General features: G+C 47.1%; 20 protein-coding genes and 1 tRNA gene. 12 read left to right on the forward strand and 9 right to left on the reverse strand.

The features are described 5' to 3' along the window. Positions 1–55: 55 nt before the first annotated feature. On the forward strand, positions 56–547 hold the full coding sequence (locus tag K2Y22_17605; protein ID MBX9880279.1) for a GNAT family N-acetyltransferase: 492 nt from the start codon (positions 56–58) through the stop codon (positions 545–547). A gap of 81 nt (positions 548–628) precedes the next feature. Continuing rightward, positions 629–1,972: a hypothetical protein gene (locus tag K2Y22_17610; GenBank protein ID MBX9880280.1), complete on the forward strand. Its 1,344-nt coding sequence runs from the start codon at positions 629–631 to the stop codon at positions 1,970–1,972. Between the two features lie 11 nt (positions 1,973–1,983). Here the strand turns inward: K2Y22_17610 and K2Y22_17615 are convergent, their stop codons facing one another. The 6 genes from K2Y22_17615 to K2Y22_17640 all read right to left on the reverse strand — a co-directional run bounded on the left by K2Y22_17615 (position 1,984) and on the right by K2Y22_17640 (position 8,016). Next, positions 1,984–2,478: a hypothetical protein gene (locus tag K2Y22_17615; GenBank protein ID MBX9880281.1), complete on the reverse strand. Its 495-nt coding sequence runs from the start codon at positions 2,476–2,478 to the stop codon at positions 1,984–1,986. Beyond that, the gene (locus tag K2Y22_17620; GenBank protein MBX9880282.1) at positions 2,475–2,708 is read right to left on the reverse strand and encodes a hypothetical protein; all 234 of its coding nucleotides are present in this window, start codon (positions 2,706–2,708) and stop codon (positions 2,475–2,477) included. The genes K2Y22_17615 and K2Y22_17620 overlap by 4 nt, the downstream gene beginning before the upstream one ends. 184 nt (positions 2,709–2,892) lie before the next feature. Further along, positions 2,893–4,233, reverse strand: a complete 1,341-nt coding sequence (gene preA, locus K2Y22_17625; GenBank protein ID MBX9880283.1) for an NAD-dependent dihydropyrimidine dehydrogenase subunit PreA — start codon at positions 4,231–4,233, stop codon at positions 2,893–2,895. 60 nt (positions 4,234–4,293) lie between these two features. Beyond that, positions 4,294–5,682, reverse strand: a complete 1,389-nt coding sequence (locus tag K2Y22_17630; GenBank protein MBX9880284.1) for an NAD(P)-dependent oxidoreductase — start codon at positions 5,680–5,682, stop codon at positions 4,294–4,296. A gap of 18 nt (positions 5,683–5,700) precedes the next feature. Further along, the gene (locus K2Y22_17635) at positions 5,701–6,588 is read right to left on the reverse strand and encodes a hypothetical protein (GenBank protein ID MBX9880285.1); all 888 of its coding nucleotides are present in this window, start codon (positions 6,586–6,588) and stop codon (positions 5,701–5,703) included. A gap of 120 nt (positions 6,589–6,708) precedes the next feature. Then, positions 6,709–8,016, reverse strand: a complete 1,308-nt coding sequence (locus tag K2Y22_17640) for an aspartate aminotransferase family protein (GenBank protein MBX9880286.1) — start codon at positions 8,014–8,016, stop codon at positions 6,709–6,711. 204 nt (positions 8,017–8,220) lie between these two features. Between K2Y22_17640 and K2Y22_17645 the strand changes: the two genes are divergently transcribed. After that, the gene (locus K2Y22_17645; protein ID MBX9880287.1) at positions 8,221–9,738 is read left to right on the forward strand and encodes a hypothetical protein; all 1,518 of its coding nucleotides are present in this window, start codon (positions 8,221–8,223) and stop codon (positions 9,736–9,738) included. 7 nt (positions 9,739–9,745) lie between these two features. Then, positions 9,746–11,128, forward strand: a complete 1,383-nt coding sequence (locus K2Y22_17650) for an SGNH/GDSL hydrolase family protein (GenBank protein ID MBX9880288.1) — start codon at positions 9,746–9,748, stop codon at positions 11,126–11,128. 55 nt (positions 11,129–11,183) lie between these two features. Here the strand turns inward: K2Y22_17650 and K2Y22_17655 are convergent, their stop codons facing one another. Then, positions 11,184–13,880, reverse strand: coding sequence for a glycosyltransferase family 39 protein (locus K2Y22_17655; protein MBX9880289.1), 2,697 nt, complete (start codon positions 13,878–13,880; stop codon positions 11,184–11,186). 39 nt (positions 13,881–13,919) lie between these two features. Here K2Y22_17655 and K2Y22_17660 point away from each other — a divergent pair. Continuing rightward, positions 13,920–13,991 (forward strand) — tRNA-Lys (locus tag K2Y22_17660). A gap of 8 nt (positions 13,992–13,999) precedes the next feature. Here the strand turns inward: K2Y22_17660 and K2Y22_17665 are convergent. Continuing rightward, positions 14,000–14,461 carry a hypothetical protein gene (locus K2Y22_17665; protein ID MBX9880290.1) on the reverse strand — a complete coding sequence of 154 codons (462 nt, stop codon included), beginning with the start codon at positions 14,459–14,461 and terminating at the stop codon, positions 14,000–14,002. A gap of 81 nt (positions 14,462–14,542) precedes the next feature. Here K2Y22_17665 and K2Y22_17670 point away from each other — a divergent pair, with 81 nt between their 5' ends. Both K2Y22_17670 and K2Y22_17675 read left to right on the forward strand, forming a co-directional pair. After that, positions 14,543–15,217 carry a hypothetical protein gene (locus K2Y22_17670; protein ID MBX9880291.1) on the forward strand — a complete coding sequence of 225 codons (675 nt, stop codon included), beginning with the start codon at positions 14,543–14,545 and terminating at the stop codon, positions 15,215–15,217. A 57-nt stretch (positions 15,218–15,274) separates the two neighbouring features. Continuing rightward, positions 15,275–16,327: a proline dehydrogenase family protein gene (locus K2Y22_17675; GenBank protein MBX9880292.1), complete on the forward strand. Its 1,053-nt coding sequence runs from the start codon at positions 15,275–15,277 to the stop codon at positions 16,325–16,327. A 258-nt stretch (positions 16,328–16,585) separates the two neighbouring features. Here the strand turns inward: K2Y22_17675 and lipA are convergent, their stop codons facing one another. Beyond that, on the reverse strand, positions 16,586–17,527 hold the full coding sequence (gene lipA, locus K2Y22_17680; GenBank protein MBX9880293.1) for a lipoyl synthase: 942 nt from the start codon (positions 17,525–17,527) through the stop codon (positions 16,586–16,588). Between the two features lie 151 nt (positions 17,528–17,678). On the opposite strand from lipA, the gene pdhA reads away from it, so the two are divergent. From pdhA to K2Y22_17705, 5 genes are all read left to right on the forward strand, one after another. Next, positions 17,679–18,833, forward strand: coding sequence for a pyruvate dehydrogenase (acetyl-transferring) E1 component subunit alpha (pdhA, locus tag K2Y22_17685; protein ID MBX9880294.1), 1,155 nt, complete (start codon positions 17,679–17,681; stop codon positions 18,831–18,833). Positions 18,834–18,835: 2 nt separating this feature from the next. Next, positions 18,836–19,816 (forward strand): alpha-ketoacid dehydrogenase subunit beta, encoded by a 981-nt coding sequence (locus K2Y22_17690; GenBank protein MBX9880295.1) that lies wholly within the window; start codon positions 18,836–18,838, stop codon positions 19,814–19,816. Positions 19,817–19,821: 5 nt separating this feature from the next. Continuing rightward, a complete protein-coding gene (locus K2Y22_17695; GenBank protein MBX9880296.1) occupies positions 19,822–21,168 on the forward strand; it encodes a 2-oxo acid dehydrogenase subunit E2 in 1,347 nt (448 codons plus the stop codon). 6 nt (positions 21,169–21,174) lie between these two features. After that, positions 21,175–22,605 carry a dihydrolipoyl dehydrogenase gene (gene lpdA / locus K2Y22_17700; protein MBX9880297.1) on the forward strand — a complete coding sequence of 477 codons (1,431 nt, stop codon included), beginning with the start codon at positions 21,175–21,177 and terminating at the stop codon, positions 22,603–22,605. A 73-nt stretch (positions 22,606–22,678) separates the two neighbouring features. Further along, positions 22,679–23,296: a hypothetical protein gene (locus K2Y22_17705; GenBank protein MBX9880298.1), complete on the forward strand. Its 618-nt coding sequence runs from the start codon at positions 22,679–22,681 to the stop codon at positions 23,294–23,296. The last annotated feature ends 76 nt before the right edge of the window (positions 23,297–23,372 follow it).

The following is a 23,372-nucleotide window of genomic DNA, read 5'->3' on the forward strand; positions in this document are numbered from 1 at the left end:
AGCTTACATTGTGTAACGGGCGTGCTGATAGAATTGATATTCACGGTGAAATGATATGAATTCCGTAATTGAGCCACTCTCGGACAAATATCGCAATTGCGTGGCCGAAAGGACTAATGAACTTTTCGGCGGCACGACTGTGGTCAGTCGCGGAGTCTTGCATGAGCCTGCGAAGTTGCCTGGCTTCATTGCTCTTAGTGGCAAGGAGCTTGTTGGGCTTGCTACTTACTTCATTTCTAGTAGTGAGTGTGAACTAGTTACAATCGATGCGCTAATTCGTGAGCGTTCGATAGGAACTCAACTCCTCGCTGCCGTTGAAGCTGTTGCCCAAGCTACTGATTGCCGTCGCTTATGGCTCGTCACAACCAACGACAATGTTGATGCACTGCGCTTTTATGAAAAGCGTGGCTATAGCGTGAAGCAAGTGCATAGAAATGCCATTGCCAAAAGTCGCATGATGAAACCGACAATCCCTGAATTTGGTAATTATGGAACTCCAATTCGCGATGAGATAGAGCTGGAAAAGGCTTTCTCAAAGCCTCTTTAGATAACAGGTTTAATTTAATAATTAAACTAGCTGGGTACGTAGATCTAGGATTTGCGGTAGTTGCTGGTTGGGGGCTTTCTTATGACAGACAAGCGTGCAGAGATTAACAATCAGGCTCCGGATGCTAATGTCGGGCAGTCCAGCGAAAAGTTTTCACATGAAGCTCAAGAGAAATTTTCCTTCAAAAGGGCTCTGGGAGCCATTGCTAAAGTTGGACTCAGCGCAGCCAGCAATTACATCGATGGTGGTCACCTGAACATTCCTTATGCTGGAGGCATTTATCCACCGCATGGCGGATATAATCACATTCCGGTCGACAAAATAGCTAGATCGCTTTCGCGTGCTACACAGCAACCTCATGATACTAGTCAGCCGACTGGCACTGGACAGCCAATTGACACAAGTCGACCGACAGGCACCAACTCGCCTTTCGATGCCCAGCAACAACAACCGCAGCAACCAACAGATGCTCAATTGCGCGCTGCCTGGGATGCACAGCAAGCCCAGATCGCAGCTGATGCAGCTAAACAAGCCGCAGCTGATGCTGCTAGACTTGCGGCTCTGGCTGCCGAACAGCAAAGACTGGCAGCTGCTAAGCAACATATGGCAGATGTTGTTCAGCATCAAAAAGACAATGTCAAAAATATGAATGCTGATATCAACAACGACACAAATCCTTTTACCAATCGCAATAGGCACTATGAGTTGGTTGGGCACCAATCACCAGATGGACGAACTCAATACACTGTCGAAGAAAGACCTGGTCACATTGAGTACAGACCAGATGGATCAGCAGTAGTTACAGACAAGGCTCATGGAAATCGTCCGCTGAGCACGATAGCAGCAGATGGTCATCACCTTATTGATTACAGTTACGATAATCAGGGACATCTAACGAGTCTAAAAGGAGCCGATGGACATCAGAATACTTTTGCCTACAATAATGACGGACAAATTTGTCAGTTCACCAGTCACACTGGCGATACTTGGGTGAGCCAAAACAACGATGGCATTCACTGGCAATGCGTTGGCGGTCCATATACTGGTGAAACAAGCACTGGTCCGTTAGCTGTCAGACAAGATGGCACGCTGGCAATGATAAATATGGGACCACCAGTAGAGATGATGAAGTCGCACGTTAGAGGCGATGGACAATGGGATGATGGAAATTTAGATCCATGGGTCGGCTGGAAGATGGTGATGGACGACTATTTTAAGAAAAATATCCCTGGGGGAATAACTCCTGATCAGATAAACGATAGATTGGCGAATCCGAAATCCGAATATGATCGATTTGTGATGTCGGCAATCAAGGCATTTCAGGACGACCGCGCAAGGCAGGCTGGTTTCGGGCTTGCTGTGCCGGTGGTCTTGCGCAACGAAGTCGATGCAATCGTTGATTACATCGTGAAGCAGACTACATAATGCTGTTCTATCTAGGCAATTGTTTTCTTGCGTGATTTACTGCCAGCAAATTCTTTCTTGAGCAGGCGATCGAGATTCATTTCCAAAGTTGAAACGCGGATCTTCAGTTCTTCAAGCTGTCCTTTGTTGGGAGCCTTTTGATTGCGTGCTTTTGTAGCTCCTTCCCGGTGCTCCCAAGTAAAGAGCAGGTAATCAACAATTTCTCCTGTGGAACATTCGAAGTCTTCGGCGATTTCCTTTATTCGTTTCTTTGTCTCTGGACGGACATCAGAATTTAACGCAACACCACCTTTTGCTGGACGTCCTGGTCTTGAATAACCGGGTACTCGTCCCTCTAAGTAAGCTTCGTAAGCGTCATCTAAAAGATCAGAGAATGTTTTTGCAGCTTCTTGTGGTGTGTCACCGACACCGAGCACAGAATCGAACAATGGAGATTCTTTCAAGTAGCATTCATCTTCTTCGCACCAGTAAAGAACTGCTGTCTTGGCGATAGCCTTCTTATTCACTGTTCCTCCTTTTGTTCATCACTTGCTCGCTTTTCCTGAATCAATTTCAAGAACCGCTTTACCCATGAACGTTTGACTTCACGACCGCGAACACTTGCAAAACCGGTTACGCGCAAATTGTCTTTGTTGTCTCGCACTTCCCATTCTTTTGTGGTTTTTTCAATTCGACAATCCCATTTGTGTACAAGCAGTCTGAAATCTCCAAGGCGCATTGGCGAGTTGTCGCCCATAATTGGCCTCCTTTTCAGTATAATAAATGGCACCTAATATGACAATATGGGCACCCAAAAGATGCAATCCGAATTTTGCGCCGCTATAGTGGGACACACGAATCGAATGCCGTATAAATGTATGGCTATTTTGACTGATTCAATAAAATTGGCAAGTTAAATTAACGGAGATCGAAGTTTTCTTTTAGTGAATATCGATATTTGCTGTCTTGCGATACTCTTCCATCTTGCCCCACTCCTGGACAACAGCTGGTTTTGCTTTGCTTAGCTCATTCCAGGTGATGTGCGGGCGGCCGGTTTCGTGTTCGACCATCGTGATGCAATCGTCTATTGGGCAGACGCGTGAGCAGAGGTCACAGCCTACGCAGTCGTCTTCGCGGACGACTGGCCATAGACGTTCGTTTACACGGCTGTCGATTTTCAATTCCTTCAAGTCTATGCACTGGTGGGCTGCATCTTCACAGGCAATGTAGCAGAGATTACACTGAATACACTTGTCGTGGTTGATGCGGGCGACAGTCTGGAAACCGAGGTCAAAGTCTCCAAAGTTGGAGATTCTGTGCACTGACTTGCCGATGATTTCATCCATTGTCTTGAAGCCTTTGTCGTCCATCCAGTTGGATAGACCGTCAATCAAATCTTCAACGACACGGAAGCCGTAGTGCATTACAGAAGTACAGACTTGTACGGAAGTTGAGCCTAGGAGAATAAACTCCAAGGCATCTTTCCATGTTTCGATGCCGCCCATGCCTGAGATTGGCAGTCTTGCTTTCTGTACTTCTAGATCGCTGGCGACAGCAGAAAGTAAGTGCAGCGCAATTGGTTTGACTGCTGGTCCGGCATAACCACCGTGTCCGCCTTTGCCACCGACGTTTGGTTTGATTTCAAACGTATCGGTATCGACGCCAATGATGCTGTTGATGGTGTTGATGAGCGAGATGGCTGAAGCTCGTCCTTTAACTGCTGCGCGTGCCGGTTGCACAATGTCGGTGACGTTTGGTGTCAGTTTGACGATGACAGGCTTGGTGGCGACATCCATTACCCATTCGGTAACCATGCAGGTGTATTCCGGCACTTGTCCCATAGCTGAGCCCATGCCGCGCTCGGACATGCCGTGAGGGCAGCCGAAATTCAATTCAAAACCGTCGGCGCCTGTTTGTTCAACGCGCTTGATTATCTCTTGCCAGGCTTCTTTCTTGGACTCAACCATGACGCTGACAATAACTGCGTTGTTCGGGAAGTTGCGTTTGGTTTCGGCAATTTCCTTGAGGTTGATTTCAATGGGACGATCGGAGATGAGTTCGACGTTGTTTAAGCCGATTATCTTCGACCCTTTATAATCCATCGTTCCGTAGCGATTGCAGACATTCAATACAGGAGCGCCGATGGTTTTCCATACGGCACCTCCCCAGCCTGCTTCAAATGCTTTCTGGATTTGATAGCCTGAGTTAGTCGGTGGAGCAGAAGCCAGCCAAAAAGGATTTGGAGACTTGATACCGGCAAAATTGATTTCTAAGTTAGCCATTTTCCTATGTCCTACATTTGTAAATAGTTTGCATGGTCAGCGGGCGCATGCAATGCGCCCCTACGATATGGAAGCGGCGAGTTCGCCTTTGCCAACTAGTTGCTCGTGAATGGCACGAGCGGCAATCTTGCCGTCTTGTACCGCCATAACTGTTGATGCTTCACCAATGCTTCGCACGCAATCGCCGCCGGCAAATATTTTTGGATTTGCGGTGCGGTTGGTTGTGGTGTCGACAGCAATGTAGCCTTTGGTTTCTTGGACACCAAATGTTGCCAGCTTTTGCATTACATCTGTGTGTTTCTTTTGACCGATGGCTTTGATGACCATGTCGCATTCGACGATAAATTCGGAATTCGCCACAGGTACAGGAGCGCGGCGACCGGATTGGTCAGGTGCTCCTAAGTCCATGCGGATGCACTTCAAGCCTTCGACACGGCCGTTGCCGACGACTTCAATTGGCTGAGTGAGGAACATAAAGCTCACACCTTCGCCCAAAGCAAATTCGTATTCGAAGTGATAGGCAGTCATTTCTGCTTCTGAGCGGCGGTAAATCATGTTTACGCGCTCTGCACCAAGACGGCGAGCAATTGTGGCAGCGTCGATAGCGGTGTTACCGGCACCGATGATTGCAACACGCTTGCCGAATTTGATTGTGTTCAATGGCTGGGTTTTTGTCTCAGCAATGAATTCCAAGCCGTCGTGGACACCAGGCAGATTTTCGCCGGGAATTTCCATGTTTGGCACATCGCCCAAACCGATGGCAACGAACACTGCATCATTCTTTTCAATCAAGTCTTCGAAAGGTACGTCTCTTCCAACTGTTATACCGGTTTTGACTGTGACTCCCAATTCTTCGATCATTTTGACTTCGCGTAAACTGACTTCAATTGGTTCACGGAAGACAACGATGCCGTAGGTATCAAGTCCGCCAGCGAGTTTCTGACGCTCATAGATGGTGACATCGAAGCCGAGTTTGGCAAGTTCGCCGGCGCAAGAAAGTCCTGCCGGACCAGCGCCAACGATGGCTACCTTTTTACCATTGGGTTTGCCCTTCTCGAAAAACTTGATGTTCTTTTCTATGGCATAATCTGTCGCGTATCTTTGTAGACGACCAATAGCAATTGGTTTGTGATCATGCTCAAGCACACAAGCCCCCTCGCAGAGTTCTTGCACTGGGCAAACTCTGGCGCAGGTCGCACCCAACAAGTTGGATTCGAGAATGGTGCGTGCCGAACCTTTGACATTGCCTGTAGCAATCTTCTTAATGAAGGTTGGAATATCGATGTGGGTTGGGCAAGCGTCCATACACGGAGCGTCGTAGCAGAATAAACATCTATTTGCTTCAACGGTTGCGTCGCGCTCGGAAAGCGGTGGATAAACTTCTTGGAAGCGTTCTTCCAAGCTCATTTCCCAAGCTTTGTATTTAACGGGCTTGTAATGCTCAGCCATGATTATTATGTCCTTGAATTAAAGAGCGACGAGTTCTTCGTAGGTTTCCGGTCTGCGATCGCGGTAGAATTGCCATGTATTGCGCACTTGGGCGATTTCTTCGAGATCCAATTCGCTTACGAGCAATTCTTCTTTGTCGCGAGTTGCTTGGGCGATGATTTGACCTTTTGGATTGCAGAAGTAGCTGGAGCCGTAGAACTCACCGATGTTCCATGGGGATTCGGTGCCGACGCGGTTGATGGCGCCGATGAAGTATCCATTGGCTGCAGCGTGAGCTGGTTGCTCTAACTTCCAGAGGTATTCGGAAAGACCGGCTACGGTTGCCGACGGGTTGAAGACGATTTCAGCGCCGTTCAAGCCGAGGACACGTGCGCCTTCTGGGAAGTGACGGTCGTAGCAGATGTAGACGCCTACTTTTGCGTACTTGGTTTCAAATACTGGATAGCCGAGGTTGCCTGGACGGAAGTAGAACTTCTCCCAGAAGCCAGGGTTGACTTGTGGAATGTGGCTCTTGCGGTATTTGCCGAGGTAGGTACCATCTGCGTCGATAACGGCGGCGGTGTTGTAGTAGACGCCGGTTTGTTCTTTTTCGTAGATGGGGATAACCATTACCATTTTGAACTTGGCGGCAAGTTCTTGCATTTTCTTGATGGTTGGACCATTTGGAATTTCTTCGGCCATTTCGTACCATGCTGGATTTTGCTCAGCACAGAAGTATGGTCCGTTGAAGAGTTCTTGGAAGCAGAGGATTTGTACGCCTTGCTTGCCGGCTTCTTCAGCGAATTTTACGTGCTTGTCGAGCATGTTCTTTTGGATTTGCTGGATCATTTTTGAATCGGCGGCGTTTAGCGGCGGAATAACATCGTTGGATGCTTGGACTAGTCCGCATTTGATTTTGTTGGACATACGTTGTATCTGTTCCTCCAGTGAACTTGATTGAACTTAGTTTAGTTACGAGATTTCTCCACTCCCTTCGGTCGGTCGAAATGACAAAACAAAGAAGAGGTCGAAATGACAAAGATTCCTTTACCTTGCGGCGACTTTTACCACTGAATCCAAAGCTTTACGCATGACGCCTAAGGTGGTGTCTACGTTTTCTTTGGTGATGGTGAGTGCCGGCTTAATGCGGATCACATTACCGAATATACCGCCTTTGCCGAGTATCACGCCATTGTCTTTGGCGAATTCGACAATTTTGGCAGTCTCTTGCACCATCGGTGTCTTGTCTTCAGCAGCGATTTCCACGCCGAGCATCAAGCCCTTGCCGCGGATATCGGCCATGATTGGGAAATCCTTGGCGAGGTCTTTCAAGCCTTCGATGAAGTAGTCGCCTACGACACGGGCATTTTCCATGAGCTTTTCTTCTTCAATGGTTTGAATGACAGCTAGTGCCGTTGTTGAAGAAACAGGATTGCCGCCAAATGTATTGATTACTTGCTTGGTGGAAGCTTCAGCAATGTCGGCTGTTGTGATGTAAGCGCCTATTGGCACGCCATTACCCAAGCCCTTAGCCATGGTGATCATGTCCGGTTGAACATCCCAGTTGGAAATGCCGAACATGTGCTTGCCAGTACGACCAAATCCTGTTTGTACTTCGTCTGCAATAAAGAGAACGCCGTAGTTATCGAGAATTTTCTTGACCATTTGGAAATAGCCATCTGGCGGAGTGATTGTTCCACCGACGCCTTGAATTGGCTCGGCTATCATCACAGCCGGTTGACCGGATGTTTGTGTTTGGATAACACGTTCAACATCTTTGGCGCACTCGAGACTGCAATTGTCCGGTGTTTTCTTGAATGGACAACGATAGCAGTATGCGTTTGCAGCAAAAACAACACCAGCTGCTGCCATTGTTTGTGGACGCCAGCCGTGATTGCCTGTCAACGCATTGGCTAAGTGAGAAAAGCCGTGATACGAATGCTCAAGAGCAATTACTTCGTTTTTGCCTGAAGCGAGACGAGCATTGAGAATTGCCGCTTCGTTTGCTTCTGTTCCGGAGTTGGTGATGTAGGCCTTTGAAAGATTGCCTGGTGTAATTTCAGCAAGCTTCTCTGCCAAATCGACCATTGGTTGCGTCATGAAAATGGTCGATGTATGTTGTAGTTTTTCAATTTGCTCGATGGTGGCTTTTGTCACCTTTGGATGACAGTGCCCAACTGCAACAGTGACAATACCTGCAAACATGTCCAAGTACTCGCGACCAGTCTCATCGATGAGATACTGCCCACGACCTTGCACAAAATGCGGCGGATTACTGTAAAGGTGTTTGACTCCGGGGACGATGAACTTATCGCGCTTGGCTTTGAGATCTTTAGCCGAAAGAGGTGCTTTCACAACGTTTCTCCGTTAGATGCAAAGTGCTCGTCTCATGCCAATTAGCTGAGTCGGATAACGCGCGATACTACTAATACATTATTAATAACGTCAAGAGAATGTAGTTAATAGTAGATTCGTCCATATAGATAAACAGTAGCTTAGTAAGAAACCACCCTTGCACTTGTATACTTGGTGAGTTCAAAAGGTGGTCGTCAAGAGCCAATGATTTTCAGCAGTCTGCAGTACCTACTCTTCTTGCCGGCGGTAGCATTTCTCTACTGGCGCACAAGTGGTTTGACTCGCCTAATTCTAGTCGTCGTTGCCAGCTACTTCTTCTATATGAGCTGGCTGCCGGTTTATGGTGTCTTGCTTTTTGCTATGTCCACAGCCACATGGTTGTTGGCATTGGCAATGGAGGGCGTGAGAAACAAATCGAAAGCGGCCGAAAAGCTTATTCTGGCAGTTGGGTTGTTTCTCAATCTTGGCTGTCTTTGCTATTACAAGTACACGAATTTTTTCCTGAGCAATATTGCTTATGGACTGAAACTTACTAAGTCGACCGATGTCCCAATCTTTTCCTGGGTGCCGACTTTTGATGCGCCTGTGTTGGATGTCATTCTGCCACTCGGCATTTCTTTCTTCGTATTTGAATTTGTTCATTACTTAGTCGACATTTATCGCGGTGACAAACCAGTTAAGTCTTGGTTGGAGTTTGCTGCCTTCGCCGCGTTTTTTCCATCGCAAATTGCCGGACCAATTAAGCGCTATCAAGATTTTCTTGCCAAACTTCATAAGCCGGAGCCTTGGTCGTCGTCGCTTTTCAACGAAGGCATGTCTTTGATGATGCAGGGCTTCTTCAAGAAAGTTGCTATTGCCGATCCAATTGGTTCAGTTGTATTTGTTGGATTTTCATCAACCACTACTTTGTCTTTTCCTGACGCGTTGATGGCGGCAGTTGGTTTTGTTATTCAGGTCTATTGCGATTTCTCCGGCTACACGGACATCGGTCGTGGTTCGGCATTGCTACTGGGCATTCGCTTGCCGGAAAACTTCGACTTGCCGTATCTCGCACATGACTTGAGCGACTTCTGGCGTCGTTGGCACATGTCGCTTTCTTACTGGTTGCGTGATTATGTCTACATTCCATTGGGTGGCTCACGCGTCAATTGGCTTTTGAACTGGCGCAATTTGTTTATTACGATGGTCGCCTGCGGTCTCTGGCATGGCGCTGATTGGCACTATGTCATTTTTGGATGCATGCAAGGCTTTGGTTTGATCATTAACAACATTTGGAAGAAGGTGCTCAAATCTGTTCAGCCTTTGTCCGCTGTTTGCAATACATGGGTCGGCAAAGAGTTGGGTACGCTCACAACTATGGCTTTCATCACGATAAGCTACGTTGTCTTCCGTGCGCCGGATATGCTGCATGGCTTCAATGTCTTGAATGGACTAGTCAACTTCAATGACATGAGTTCTCTGCTCCTTGATCCGACACTTCGATCCGGTTGCATTTACTTCTTGCTTGCCTATCTGGGTTATTGGGGCGTAATTGAAATAATGAAGCGTAAACCCAGTTGGACTAACTTCACTTGGCTCCTTGGTTTTGCTGGACGCCCAGAAGTCACTAACAAACTATTTTTCCCATCGTCAATTCGTTTGGCTGCCTGGACGGCTGCTGTAATGCTCATGATTGCCGCCAAACCAATTGCTCCTGTTCCTTTTGTTTACTTCCAGTTCTAGGATAACCATGAACATCGCCGTCACAAGAAAACCAGAGACAAAGGGCACAGCGCCCAAGGCAAAGAAAAATATCTTTGCCGGTCTATTCGGCTTTATTGTTTGGCAGGCAATTGCAATTTTGTTTGTTGAGATGATCCTCTTCATGGCTGGACTTGGCGAAGAGGAAATGTTCAAGCTGGATCCAGACCTTGGCTCCAAGCACATGGTGAACAAGCGTATTACCTGGCGCTCTGAAGGCTATGCGGTCTCTTATCTCGATGCTGACGGTATGAGAGAGCCGGGGTTGACTATTGCAAAGCCCGCAAACACCTATCGCATTGCCTTGCTTGGTGATTCGATGGTTGAAGGCTTCCAGGTGCCAATTGAAAAAACATTCGGTCAACTGCTGAACAAAGAATTGACGACAAGTGACAAAAAGGTCCAAGTATTGAACTTTGGAACATCCGGCTATTCAACAGCACAAGAATATGTGCAGTTGAAAAAGCAAGTGATGAAGTACAAGCCGGACCTGGTCCTTCTCGGCTACAACAGCCGTGACATATTTGAAAACTGGTCGGCACCTGATCAAGTAATCACCAACTTGCGTCCAGTTGCTTTGCACTTGCCTGGTGGTAAGTTGATCATTGATACGTCGCCTGTCACCTTGTGGATGAATTCCAAGCGTGCGAAATTCCTCATGCAAATAGATTGGATTCGCCAGAATAGCCGCATATGGGGTTACTTCTCTGCGCTGCAGACAGAGATGAGCTATCACAACCCGCTCTATAAAGCATTCACCAATTTCATTGATAAGCCCGGTAAGAATTGGCAGCCGCTTTTAAGCGAGATCGCTAATTCCGTTATCCCGACTAAAGATGCGAAACCTTCTTTCACCATCGCCAAGTTTGAAACTGTTGCAGGTGATGATAAGAAAGCCGCGCCAAAGAAAGAAGAAATCAAAGAAGAGCTTATTAGTTCCGCTCCGAATAAAGTCCTAAGTAAAGGCGCTGAAACAGCTGCTAAAGCCGCTCCATCAAAAGCAGAAGACGGACGCAGTACTTATATTGAGCTTATTACTCGCACGCAGAAGTCGTTGTTCAACGAAATGCGCAAAATCTGTGAAGCTCAAGGCGCCCACTTTGCTGTCGTCGTAATGCCGGTGCGCTCTGCCCTGTGTCCGATACCCGGCATGGAGACGTCCTTCATGTTCATCGATTACCCACAAGAAATTTCCATGGTCTCCACCATGTGCAAAGAAATCGGTGTACCTGTCTGCAACATCCAACAAGAAGCGAAGAAATTGGATTCCGAGTCGCAAGCCAGCCTATTCTACTCGGTCCACTTCACACCGAAGGGACACGAATACATGGCACAGCAACTCAAGCCTTTTTTGCAAGAGCAGGTTAAGTAGTCCCTTTGTCGTTCTGATTTGTAGGGGCGCATTGCATGCACCCTTTCCGGCGTTGCTAGTAAATCCGCCAGTCGGCGTCTTTCGGAATTTCCAGCGGTGGCAAGATAGCAAAGTTAAGCCCACGAATCGCCCCGTCTTTTGAAAGCGCATCTTTCCGCTTCAAAAAGAGTTGGTCCGGAGTAAAAGGCGAAGCAAGCACGCTGACTTTCAGATCTTTCCATCTCAACACGTCATCTGGAACGATGTCGGCAAACGAAGCTGATCGCCATTCAGGATAAGTTGTTATCGAAGCCGGCTGCCAGAGCGAATTCCAGTGACCTGGTTTGTTGCCGTCGGTGCCGGTGAAATCAACAGAAATGTACGCATTGCCTGGATTTTCAAAGCCTTTCAGATCGCAATATATATATAAAAGTGCGCCACTCGGCAAATTGGGTGGCAGAGAAATTGGCTGTGGAGTCAAGATCAGAGTAGCGAGATCTTTGCCGACCAGCGCGTGAGGCTTGTCGTCAGGGACTATTTCAAATGCAGGAGTGTCAATTTGGCTATTGTCGGCAGAAGTCGCAGTTTTAGCAAATGGAACCACAATGCGAATACGGTACTGAGCACCACGTTGTGCAACGTCGTTAATTTTGCCTTTGAAGCCGACCGGCTCATACACTCGTGAGTCCAGATGATCGTAAGTAGCAAATCCCTTCGGCCACGAAATCCTCGTAAACGAAGGCTGCCTCATCGTGCCGTTGATTTTAGACACGTAGTCGCCATAGAAAGAGAGATTGTCGTTAAGCTGATTGACGCCAGGCGCTAAGCTAATGATATTTGTGCCACCAAAATGCAATGAAGATGTCGGCACAGGAAACGCCCACCACTGCCTAAATGTCTTAAGGTCTTTTCCCATTCCCTGCCCTTGAATGGAAAGCACCTGCAGAGCAACAGAACTCACTCCCCGTACTACTGCCCAAGGCAAGGGCGGATGCAGCTGTTGTTCGCCGTTGAGATTAAGTAATACTGGCGGCAATGATGCTGTTGATGTTAGGTCAACCAAGATGTACGACGTCGGCGCAGGTTTTTCACCGTTCAATCCGGGCAATTCAATCGTCTGCATAGCCGATTCCGATGTAAGTTTGAATGAGCGTGACCATTCGCGCCAGCTGGGATCAGCCACCACGCAAGCAAGAACAACCAAAGCGGAGCCTACACTAATCACACCTAACGCAAGGGTGGAAGTTTTGCGAGCACCGGCATCTTCAAATGCGCGATCTAGCCAGCGTTTGGCAAATAAGACCAGAATGATAAACAAGCAAATCCAAATGGCAGCTTGTATCCAAGGCAGCAGAGACATTTGCTCAATAGTCAGCAGTTGGGCGAAAAGTGGTTTGAGTACATATGCCCTAGCCAAAATAGAAAAGAGAAATACCGCGTAAGCAATAGTCATTAACGAAGGTAGCAGCAATTTATTGGCCCGAGCGTGCGATATGGCATAGCTAGCAAAGACAATCACCAGCGGCATCGCAGTAATGTTGTATCGCGAGATAGGTTCAAACGCGCAATATATATAGTGCAAACCGATAATGCCACCCATCACAAAGGCACAATTCCATTGGTGACTAAATCTCTTTTGCCCGATGAGAACTAGCAATGTTCCCAAACCGCCAAGCAGCAGTAAAAGGTCATGCCAGAGAGTTTGTAATTCCAGTGAGATACCAAAGAGACTGTACTGGTATTCGTTCCAAACACCAACCCAAAGACGCGCAAGTTTCTTCAACTCCAACGCAATAAATTTAAGTGGTTTGTGCGAAGCTTGCTGAAGAATGGCTTCAGCAGCCTTTTTTGTGCCACTGGGAATGAGTTCTGTTTCCGGCCAGGCACGCCAACCGTCAGTGGCAAGTTGATTTCCCAAATACAAGTTATACGAAGGGGCACGACTGACAAATATAGAAAAGTTACCGGTGACTGCATGCGTAAACCAGAGCCAGGGACCAAGAAAAATGCTAAGCCCGAGAATTAGCGGAGCTAACTGTTTTAGATGCACTCGACGTTTTTCAATAACGGCAAGGGCAAGAAAATATGCACCAAACATAGGTGGGATGAGAACAAAAATCGGTTTAGCCAACATCGTGAGCGCCGCCAACATACCAACTAACAACCACGAAAAAATTGACCGCTTCTTCTCCGTTGAATCATCAAAGCAAACATTCAAGAAAAAGAGCAAAATGAAATATGCGTATGGCTCGCTATAGCAATGTTGAGTGTTGATGATTGCCGGTGGATAAAGCGCAAAGATAATTCCTGAGATTAGCCCCGTGCGTCTGTCAAAAGCAATTTGACCCAACCTATATATAAGTAGACAGGAAACGCTGTCGATTATTGAGTTGAATAGCGAAAGAGGTAAACACAGCGAATCAAATATAGGCGCCTGAGTATTTACTCTCATCACCCATTCGACCAGTGCCAAATGCGTGGGATAAACAGGACCATCTATCAAGAGTCTGTCAGCCAGTGACAATGACATCATTGTATTAAGTCCGGTCAGAGCCGGGTTATGCTGAGCTACTAAAGTGGAGACAAGTTGCGCAAAAGAATGACTTTGCTGAATTAGCGCTAAGAGACTATTGCCAGTATTTAGAAAGTAAAAAGCATCTCCGAAATGGCAGACTCTGTGCTCCAAAGAGAGGTTGTAGGCAACTCTTGCGATTAAAGCAATCACAACAACCAATGCTGGTTGCCACAAATCATTAACTAGTCTTCTTGACACTCGAATCACTGGTTGATAGGATTGCCTACTTGTTGCTATGCGCTCGTAGCTCAGTGGTAGAGCACTCGGCTTTTAACCGATTGGTCGTGCGTTCGACTCGCACCGGGCGCAAATTTTTATTACCAGGGAAAGTTAAACCGAAAAAACATTGGCGCTGATCTGGATGTCAAACCCTCGGTAAAGTCTAAAACCCCAATCTGCACCCCCCTGTCGTCCAGAGATGACGGATACAAGTAAAGGGAGGCGCTGAATTTTGCTACGTGCCCATGGTTGGTCGCACCCTTGTCGAGTGAAAAGACGGCTTCCAGCCCACGTGGCGACTTGAGTGGATTGTCCAGCTCAAAATACTTTTCCTGCAGAGGATCATCGCCGTATGGCGGCGGCTCTTCGAAATCAATCGGATCGCTGTGTGAAGTCCATTGCCACAAGACCAAATCCGAGCCTGCCTTCTTCAGCGTGACATTCAGGCGTGGAAACCAATGATCTTCACAATCAGAGTCTCTAAAAACGCTCAGGCGACCTTTCGTTAATAGCGGTCGGTCGATTAGTAACTGTCTTCCTTGCGCGTCAATTTCATCCATTGCTCTACCTCCGGAATCTTAAGCATAGCACTGCCGTCTAAGGTTGTAATACGAGGTAGAATCACGGCTTAAGGTAGGGACATGCAATTTATTCGGTCAGTCAAAAATTTAGGCGTGGGGCTGCTTTTCGCTGCTCTTGTCTTTCCAGGCGTGGCCCTGGCTCAGCACTTGATTGCGCCCGAAGCCGCTGAACCTGAAGTCGAAATTGAGGAAGTGCACAACGTAGACCGCCTCCACGTGCTTTCTTCTGTCACCTGGTGGTCACTCGATAACAGAGGCTATCATCCAGCCGTTCTTGTCAAGATTCAAAACATTAGTGGTCATGATTTGACCGGCAAGCAAATGCAGTTCCAAGCCAGATTTATTGATACGCGTACTGGAGCAACAACTGTCGGTAAATCCGAATCCAGACATGCATTCCCCAAAAATAAGTTAATTTACATCTTGCTTAAGGGCAAAGACGCTTATGACCTTTCTAACAATATTGATGAGTGGCCGCCCTTTGAATGCAAGCTGATGTGCCGTGTAGGCGATGTTGGGCATGAAGGCACCCAGACTTTGCTGGTTTCCAAAGTAGAACTTGTTGCAATGACAGATGACGACGCTTTATATAAGATCAACCGCATGGCTGATTTGCCGCCTGTCGAACCACCGGCTCCGGTCAAAGAAGAAGTACCGGTTGTGAAAAGACATGTACTTCCTAAACCACCGGCAAAAGCAGCTACGTCAAAAGCAAAAGCCAAAAAGAAAACCTAAACAGGTAAAACAATGCCAGTATTAGCGCCCACAAGGGAGAGTTTGGCGGAAAAGCCAATGGATTCACACAAACGAGATCAACAATTTTCTGTAGTCGATGCCCTTCCTTTGAGTCTCGTTCTCTGGCTAGCCCGTCCGTATCTCGCCGGTCAAACATCTGCCCAGGCAATTGACCTGGCTCACGAGATTTATTCACGACACAAATTCGCTTCGACAATTGATATTCTTGGTGAAGAATCGCGCAGCGATGAAGATTGTGAACATGCAGTGGCTGCTTATCGCCAATTGATTGATGGGGTTGCTGCCAAACCAATTAGTGTTTCGGGACATTTTTCAAAAAGCGCGCAGATGACCATTTCCATTAAACCGTCGATGTTTGCGGTAGTGGAAGAGGTCGGTGGAGAGCTGGAAAGCAAATATCTCGATCGCGCTTACGAGAGAATTGAATCGCTTGTTGGTTATGCTAAATCCAAGCAAATTAATATGACGCTGGAAGCCGAAGATCATCGCTGGACTGATTTTCATTTGGATACCTATGCCTCGCTGATTAATAAAGGCTACACAAATTTAGGCACAGTTCTTCAATCGCGCCTGTTCCGCACAAGAGAAGACGTAAGACGCTTTGATGAGCGTATGCGTGTGCGCATGGTAATTGGTATCTACCAGGAACCGGCGGAAATTGCTCAAACGCAAAAGCCGGTTATGAAGTCTTTGCTTGTGGAATACTCTAAAGAATTATTGGCTCGCGGCACATATGTGGAAATTGCCTCTCACGATGAAAATTGTGTCGACCAATTTATTAAAGAGGCAGTTCTGCCGCTGAAGGCTCCTGTTACCCAATTTGAGTCCCAGTTTCTTCTAGGCGTACCGAGAAAAGAGTTGGAGTCTAAACTCACCTCGGGTGCTTATTTCCGCCACATGCTTGAAACAAACAATCAACTGAATGCTGCTGAGAAAGAACATTTAGAAAAACTTAGCGTCACTGGCGAACTTGTTCGACTCTACCTTCCGTACGGCGAAAACAAGCTTTCGGCAGCCTACTGCAAACGCAGATTAAAAGCCAATCCCAACATGGCTTTATTCGGCATCAAGAATTTGCTGCGCATTTAATATTCAGGTGGAAACTTATTTCCCCTAAATGCACCTTATTCACCAGAGAGTGCTGAACCACTCCCCGGTCAAACCAAAATTTGACCGGTTCTTTTTTTTTTGTTGTTAGATAACTTCATAGCGACGGCAGAAGTGTAGCTTATCGTCACCATCAGCACCTACTCACTCGACAGTAATGTCGCAACAGTAAGATTCGAAAAGTGTAGTTTCTGCAATGCAGGTTGATGCAATGTAGGTCGATGGATTCAGCTCAGCAATTTATTGTTGAGCTGAATTCTTTAGAAGAGCTTGTTCTTCGGCGTGATAACTTGAGCGCACAAGCGGTCCGGAGAAGACATTCTGGAAGCCCATGGACATGCCTTCTTTATGCCACTTCTCAAATGTATCTGGATGCACCCAGCGTTGTACAGGTAAATGCTTTGGTGTCGGCTGCATGTATTGTCCGATTGTTACCAGATCAACATTTGATGCTTTGAGTTCGCGCAAAACTTCTGTGACTTCTTCATCACTTTCACCAAGTCCGACCATCAGTCCGGATTTTGTCGTGAAGCCTTTTTCTTTGGCTAGTTTCAAGAGTTCCAAACTGCGTGTAAATTTGCCCTGTGGTCTAACTTGAAGATAAAGGCGCGGTACTGTTTCGATGTTGTGGTTCAATACGTCAGGTTTTGCATTAAGGACAATATCTAGCGCTTCCCAGTTGGAGCAAAAGTCGGGAATTAAAACTTCTACTTTTGTATCCGGTGATGACTCGTGAATTTGACGTATGGTTTCTGCCCAAACGGATGCGCCACCATCAACTAATTCATCTCTGTTTACGGAAGTGATGACGGCATATTTCAGTTGCATGCTTTTTACAGCATCGGCAACACGACGCGGTTCATCCAAATCAAGTTCTGTTGGACGCCCGGTGATGACGTTGCAGAAGCCGCAACTACGCGTGCAGATGTTGCCCAAAATCATAAATGTGGCAGTAGATCTTGACCAACATTCACCTCTATTTGGACACGCTGCTGATTCACAAACCGTGTGAAGATTGAGATCTGTTACAAGGCGCTTCAAGTTTTGATAAGGAACGCTTGTCGGCAAACGGACCTTGAGCCAGTCTGGTTTTGCACTTGTGTCGGTTATATCCAAGACAGAGATAGGCAACTGGGTGCCGTTTTCAGCATCTTTGATGTCAGTAGTTATTTTTGTTTTCATCTAGCAAAATCCAGACAGAGCTTACCTCGGCAAGAGGTGCCGGTAAATTCCCTATAAGGCCTGCCTGTGCCCTATTTGATCTATGACATACTTTCTCTGCTTTTGACGAAATAGTCAAGCAGAGTCAATTCAAAATTCGGTAATTTAAGCAATGCCAAGAAAAGAGCTGGAGTTCGATTACACAGTCGAGACTCTCTCCATCGTTGATGAAGAGGGCAATGTCGACAAGGCTTTAGAGCCTAAGCTGAGCGACAAAGAATTGTTGGACATGTTCCGCTGGATGCTTTATTCCAGACGTGTGGATGAGCGTCAGCTCAATTTGCAGAGACAGGGACGCATCGGTACGTTTCCGCAGTCCACAGGACACGAGGCGATAGGACTTGGTTCCGTGTTTGCTATCGAAAAATCCGATTGGTTTGTGCCTGCATATCGCGAATTAGTTTGTTTCCTTTACCGCGGTTGGCCGTTAGAAAGACTGCTTCTCTATTGGGCAGGCTTTGAAGAAGGCGCTGTGCCACCGGAAGGCGTCAATGATTTGCCTATCTGCGTGCCAGTAGCTTCACAGTTGTTGCATGCATCCGGCATCGGTATGGCTAACAACATCAAGGGCGAAAACAAAGTTGTTTTGACTTACTTCGGGGACGGATCTTCTTCGGAAGGTGATTTCCATGAAGGCATAAATTTTGCTGCTGTGTTCAATGCACCGGTTATTTTTGTTTGCGAAAACAACCAATTCGCCATATCCGAGCCATTGCACAAGCAAACCCGCACAAAGACAATTGCTCAAAAGGCAGTTGGCTATGGCGTACCTGGCGTACGAGTTGATGGCAATGATGTCTTGGCAGTGTATGTTGCCACCAAAGAAGCCATTGAGCGTGCGCGCAAAGGCGAGGGTCCTACCTTGCTGGATTGTTTGACTTATCGTTATACCCCGCACACCACTGCTGATGATCCGAAGAAATATCGCTCGGATGAAGAAGCACAAAAGTGGGCTAAGCGTGAACCTCTGATTCGTTTTGCTAAATACCTTGAGAAGAAAGGATTGCTCAACGATGAGAAGAGACAAAAAATGGAAACAGAAATTGACGAGGAGATAAAAGAAGCCGTGAAGAAGATGGAAACTTTAGCTAAGAGCAAAGAACTCATGGAACCATTGGCAATGTTCGATTTCCTTTACGCCGATGTTCCAGTGCACTTGGAAGTTCAGAAGCATGAATTAGCCGAGTCCCTCGGACGTGGTGATGAAGTTTCCACCAAGTCCAATCCGCAGCGCAGCATTGCCGGAACGGCAAAAAGAGGTGGCTAAAGATGGCTGAGATAAATATGGCCAAGTCCATCAACATGGCGCTCTTTGAGGCAATGGAAAAAGACAGCCGTGTAGTCGTTCTTGGTCAAGATGTTGGCATTGATGAAGGCGTTTTTCGTATTACCGAAGGTCTTCATGCCAAATTTGGCGATAAGCGCGTATTTGACACGCCACTAGCTGAATCCGGAATTATTGGTACCTCAATTGGTATGGCAATTAATGGACTCTTGCCGGTTGCCGAAATTCAGTTTGCCGGTTTTGACTATTACGCATACCAGCAATTGGAATCACACGCAGCGCGTTTTCGTAACAGAACCCGTGGTCGCGTAACTGTTCCCATGGTAATGCGCGCTCCATCAGGTGCGGGTATTCGTGCTCTTGAGCACCATTCGGAATCGCGTGAGGCTATCTACTGCCATACACCAGGACTGAAAGTTGTGATGCCATCCGGTCCAAGAAATGCTCGTGCATTAATGCATGCTGCGATAAATGATCCGGATCCGGTTATCTACTATGAGCCAAAAGCTTTGTATCGTCTTTTCAAGGAAGAAGTTCCGGATGAGATTGAAGTGATGCCGATTGGCAAAGCACAAGTTGTGCGTCCTGGTTCGGATATCACAATCATTTCTTACGGAGCAACGATGCGTCCTTGTTTGGAAGCAGCGGAACTCTTGATGGAAGAAGACGGCGTTAAGGCTGAAGTCATTGATTTACTTTCGCTTATGCCACTTGATACTGAAACATTTGTCAATTCAGTTGCTAAAACAGGTCGTGCGGTTGTTGTCCATGAAGGACCTCGTGCTTGCGGTGTGGCAGCTGAAGTTGTCTCGCGTATCAATGAAAATGTTTTCCTCTATTTGGAAGCACCCGTCATTCGTCTGACAGGCTACGATGTTCCTGTTCCTTACTTCTCTAAGGAAAAGTTCTACATTCCTGATACAGATAAAGTGGTTGAAGCTTGCCGTAAGACACTGAGGTTCTAGAAAATATGTCGACTGAGTTTTTATTACCGGACCTAGGTGAAGGAATTCACGAAGCTGAGGTTCTGGGTATCCTTGTTAAGGAAGGCGAATCCATCAAAGAAGATCAAGGTATCTTCGAGGTGGAAACCGACAAAGCCGTTGTAGAAATACCCTCGCCTGTTACAGGCATCGTGGAGAAAATTCACGTCAATGTTGGGCAAACAGTTAAGGTCGGCATGGTTATGGTGACTTTCGGTGAATCCAAAGGTGCCCAGCCGGCTCGTGCTAAAGAAGAAGCGAAAGCTTCGACAGTTGCCGCCAAGACTTCTGAAAAAATCGCTCACGAAACGGCGCAACCAGTTGCTGCTCGCAGCAACGGCGGACAAGCTGTGACGGGTCGTCCGGTGCCGGCTGCTCCTGCGACAAGAAGAGTAGCTAGAGAATTAGGAGTTGATTTAACTCAAGTAATAGGCAGTGGTCCTGCTGGTCGCGTTATGCGCGAAGATGTAGTCGCCTTTAAAGAAGGCGGATCGCCAAGCAAATTGCCGGCGTCACCTAAAGTTCCGGATACCGTATCTGTTACAACAATGTACGGTGGACCGAAAAAAGAAGGCGAGGCTTTGGAGCCGTTCTCCACAAGCTATGTCGAAATGCCTGATTTCAGCAAGTACGGTCCAGTTGATCGCGTACCGTTGCGTTCCATCCGTCGCAAAATTGCTCAGAGCATGGCTACATCGTGGGCTCATATCCCGCACGTAACTCATTGCGATGAAGCTGACATTACTCATTTAAATGAGTCGCTGAAAAAGCATGAGAAAGAAATTGCTGAGCGTGGCGGCAGACTGACACTGACTGTCGTTGCCCTTAAGGCAGTTGCTTCAGCTCTGAAGAAATATCCGCAATTCAATTCCAGCCTTGATGAAAAAACAGGCGAAATTGTCTTCAAGCGCTACTACAATATTGGTATCGCTGTAGCAACCGAGCGCGGTTTAATCGTGCCGGTAATTAGAAATGTCGATCAAAAATCATTGCCGGAATTGGCCATTGAATTGAACGACATTGCTCGCAAGACTCGCGAAGGCAAAATAGAGTTGGACAGACTACAGGGCGGCACATTCACCATCACCAATATTGGTGCAATCGGTGGGACAAATATGGTGCCGATGGTTAATTACCCTGAGTGCGCTATTCTAGGAATGGCACGTTCTGTGCAAAAGCCAGTTGTGAGAGACGGTGCAATTCAAATCCGTTGGATACTGCCTTTGGCAATGTCCTTTGATCATCGTCTAGCAGATGGCGCTGAATCCGCTTACTTTGTAAGGCACGTAATCAACTGCCTGGAAGATCCGCTACAACTCTTACTGGAGGTCTAACTCACTATGGTTATGGGCGAAATGGCGCAGAATGTCGATCTTGTAGTCATCGGCGCCGGACCTGGTGGTTATACCGCAGCTCTACGCGCAGCTGAGTTGGGCATTAAAACAATGCTCGTCGACAGCCGTGAAAAGCCGGGTGGCGTTTGCTTGCACGTTGGATGTATTCCATCCAAAGCGCTATTGCATGCTGCCGAAGTAATTGATTCCAGCAAAGCAGCTGCTCAATTTGGCATTACATTTCAGCCTCCCAAAATCGATATCAATGCATTGCGCACCTGGAAGCAAGGCGTAACAGACAAGCTTGCTCAAGGCATTGTCGGCATGTGCAAGAGTGCAGGCGTTGAAATAGTTGTTGGTCATGCAGAGTTTCAAGACTCAAAAACACTTCGTGTTGAGCAAGAGCACGGCTCCATGCGCGTTAACTTCAAACACGCAATTCTAGCGACCGGTTCGCGTCCTGTTGTGCCGAAGGGTTTAGACCTGCAAAGCAAGCGTTTGATGGATTCAACATCAGCCTTAGCCATTGAAGAAATACCTAAGAAGCTATTGATTATCGGTGGCGGCTACATTGGTTTGGAAATGGGAACTGTTTACGCTGCTTTGGGAGCTGAGGTAACCGTTGTCGAAATGATGGACGGACTTCTGCCTGGCGTGGACAGAGATCTCGTAAAACCATTAGCGCAACACTTACAAGAAACGTTCAAAGCAATTTACTTGAACACAAAAGTTGCCGGTATCAGAGAAGAACAAGACGGTATTGTCGCTTCATTTGAAGGCAAGGATGTTCCAGCTACTGAAAAATTTGATCGCGTTCTAGTCTCAGTCGGTCGTAGACCAAATAGCGATAATCTGGGATTGGAAACAACGCAAGTCAAAATCGACAAACACGGTTTTGTCGAAATCGACGATCAATGCAAAACTGCCGACAAGCGCATTTTGGCAATTGGTGATGTCTCTGGACAGCCGATGCTCGCCCACCGCGCAATGCGTCAAGGTATTGTTGCAGCTGAAGTTTTGGCAGGACGTGACACAGTATTTGATAATCGCTGCATTCCGGCAATTGTTTTCACTGAGCCGGAAATTGCTTGGGTCGGTATTACTGAAACCGAAGCAAAAGCTCAAGGCGTTGAAGTTGTTGCCGCCAAATTCCCATGGTCGGCTTCCGGTCGTGCCATGACTTTGGGCGAGCCGGTCGGACAAACGAAGATTATTTACGATCCGAAAACGACGCTTGTTTTAGGTGTAGGTATCGTTGGACCACGTGCCGGCGAATTAATAAGCGAAGCTGCATTGGCAATTGAAATGGGCGCCGTGTTGGAAGACTTGCTTGTCACAATTCACCCACACCCGACGCTTTCTGAAACGGTTAATGAAGCTGCAATCGTCGCCAACAAGCGCATCGAAAGACAGAGCAAAACAGCAGCCAAGGTTTAAGTTTCAAAAATCTCATCTTGTGGCATGTTACCAGTGAGGTAACGACAGAGTGTCACAGGAATTTGATTTCCGAATGTCTAATGATTTGCCGGAATTTCTTCGGCATTTCCCATTTGTTGAACGCAATTGGGATGGCAGTGAGTTCTACCTATATCATGGTACGAATTGCTACCGTCGCTTTGAAATAAGAACAGCTGGTCAAATCGAACTTGGGCGTGCCGGACTCATTTTCCTCTGCACAAACGCAGATAGAGCGTATGATTTTGCGCGCGTGGCAAGCTTGCGTGACCAAAACTTCGGCTATCGCAATAATTTGAGCCACGAACCTGTCTTGCTCAAGATTAAGTTCGACAGGCGGCATCTAGAGGACATAGATTTTGTCTGTAATCTCAATCCTGATGAGCCGATGGGCTGCGACCTATCTATAGCGGTCAATGAACCTACTGAGGCAGACCGGATTGTGCAGGTCATGCACTGTGACCATAGTCTGGACTTCCTGCACGATGATAGCGCCTCCAGAGCGGCACAGGACGATGAAATAAGGCAGGGCATTAAGGTGCTGCGTGGAAAGGCTATCGGCAAAAAGGCTGAAATATGGGCTGCTAGGGGCTTTGAACGGATTAATCAAAGCAATTCGCCTGAACTTAGCCTGGATGACGAATTGAGACGTCTCCGCAGGCGTAGTCGATAATAAACCTCTTAGAAAACCTCCGAAAACCGGCACTGGATGCCGAAAATACGCGTTTTGGCAATAAAATTAGGCTATT

The organism is Candidatus Obscuribacterales bacterium, assembly GCA_019744775.1.
GTDB lineage: Bacteria > Cyanobacteriota > Vampirovibrionia > Obscuribacterales > Obscuribacteraceae > SBAT01.

What these genes read in the sequence shown, in the direction of transcription:
- K2Y22_17690 (MBX9880295.1), top strand. Translation starts at nt 18,836, where the DNA reads ATGGCTGAGATAAATATGGCCAAGTCCATCAACATGGCGCTCTTTGAG.
- K2Y22_17665 (MBX9880290.1), bottom strand. Translation starts at nt 14,461, where the DNA reads ATGGATGAAATTGACGCGCAAGGAAGACAGTTACTAATCGACCGACCG.
- K2Y22_17620 (MBX9880282.1), bottom strand. Translation starts at nt 2,708, where the DNA reads ATGGGCGACAACTCGCCAATGCGCCTTGGAGATTTCAGACTGCTTGTA.
- K2Y22_17645 (MBX9880287.1), top strand. Translation starts at nt 8,221, where the DNA reads ATGATTTTCAGCAGTCTGCAGTACCTACTCTTCTTGCCGGCGGTAGCA.
- K2Y22_17635 (MBX9880285.1), bottom strand. Translation starts at nt 6,588, where the DNA reads ATGTCCAACAAAATCAAATGCGGACTAGTCCAAGCATCCAACGATGTT.
- K2Y22_17610 (MBX9880280.1), top strand. Translation starts at nt 629, where the DNA reads ATGACAGACAAGCGTGCAGAGATTAACAATCAGGCTCCGGATGCTAAT.
- K2Y22_17695 (MBX9880296.1), top strand. Translation starts at nt 19,822, where the DNA reads ATGTCGACTGAGTTTTTATTACCGGACCTAGGTGAAGGAATTCACGAA.
- lpdA (MBX9880297.1), top strand. Translation starts at nt 21,175, where the DNA reads ATGGTTATGGGCGAAATGGCGCAGAATGTCGATCTTGTAGTCATCGGC.
- lipA (MBX9880293.1), bottom strand. Translation starts at nt 17,527, where the DNA reads ATGAAAACAAAAATAACTACTGACATCAAAGATGCTGAAAACGGCACC.
- pdhA (MBX9880294.1), top strand. Translation starts at nt 17,679, where the DNA reads ATGCCAAGAAAAGAGCTGGAGTTCGATTACACAGTCGAGACTCTCTCC.
- K2Y22_17630 (MBX9880284.1), bottom strand. Translation starts at nt 5,682, where the DNA reads ATGGCTGAGCATTACAAGCCCGTTAAATACAAAGCTTGGGAAATGAGC.
- K2Y22_17650 (MBX9880288.1), top strand. Translation starts at nt 9,746, where the DNA reads ATGAACATCGCCGTCACAAGAAAACCAGAGACAAAGGGCACAGCGCCC.
- K2Y22_17670 (MBX9880291.1), top strand. Translation starts at nt 14,543, where the DNA reads ATGCAATTTATTCGGTCAGTCAAAAATTTAGGCGTGGGGCTGCTTTTC.
- K2Y22_17605 (MBX9880279.1), top strand. Translation starts at nt 56, where the DNA reads ATGAATTCCGTAATTGAGCCACTCTCGGACAAATATCGCAATTGCGTG.
- K2Y22_17675 (MBX9880292.1), top strand. Translation starts at nt 15,275, where the DNA reads ATGGATTCACACAAACGAGATCAACAATTTTCTGTAGTCGATGCCCTT.
- K2Y22_17705 (MBX9880298.1), top strand. Translation starts at nt 22,679, where the DNA reads ATGTCTAATGATTTGCCGGAATTTCTTCGGCATTTCCCATTTGTTGAA.
- preA (MBX9880283.1), bottom strand. Translation starts at nt 4,233, where the DNA reads ATGGCTAACTTAGAAATCAATTTTGCCGGTATCAAGTCTCCAAATCCT.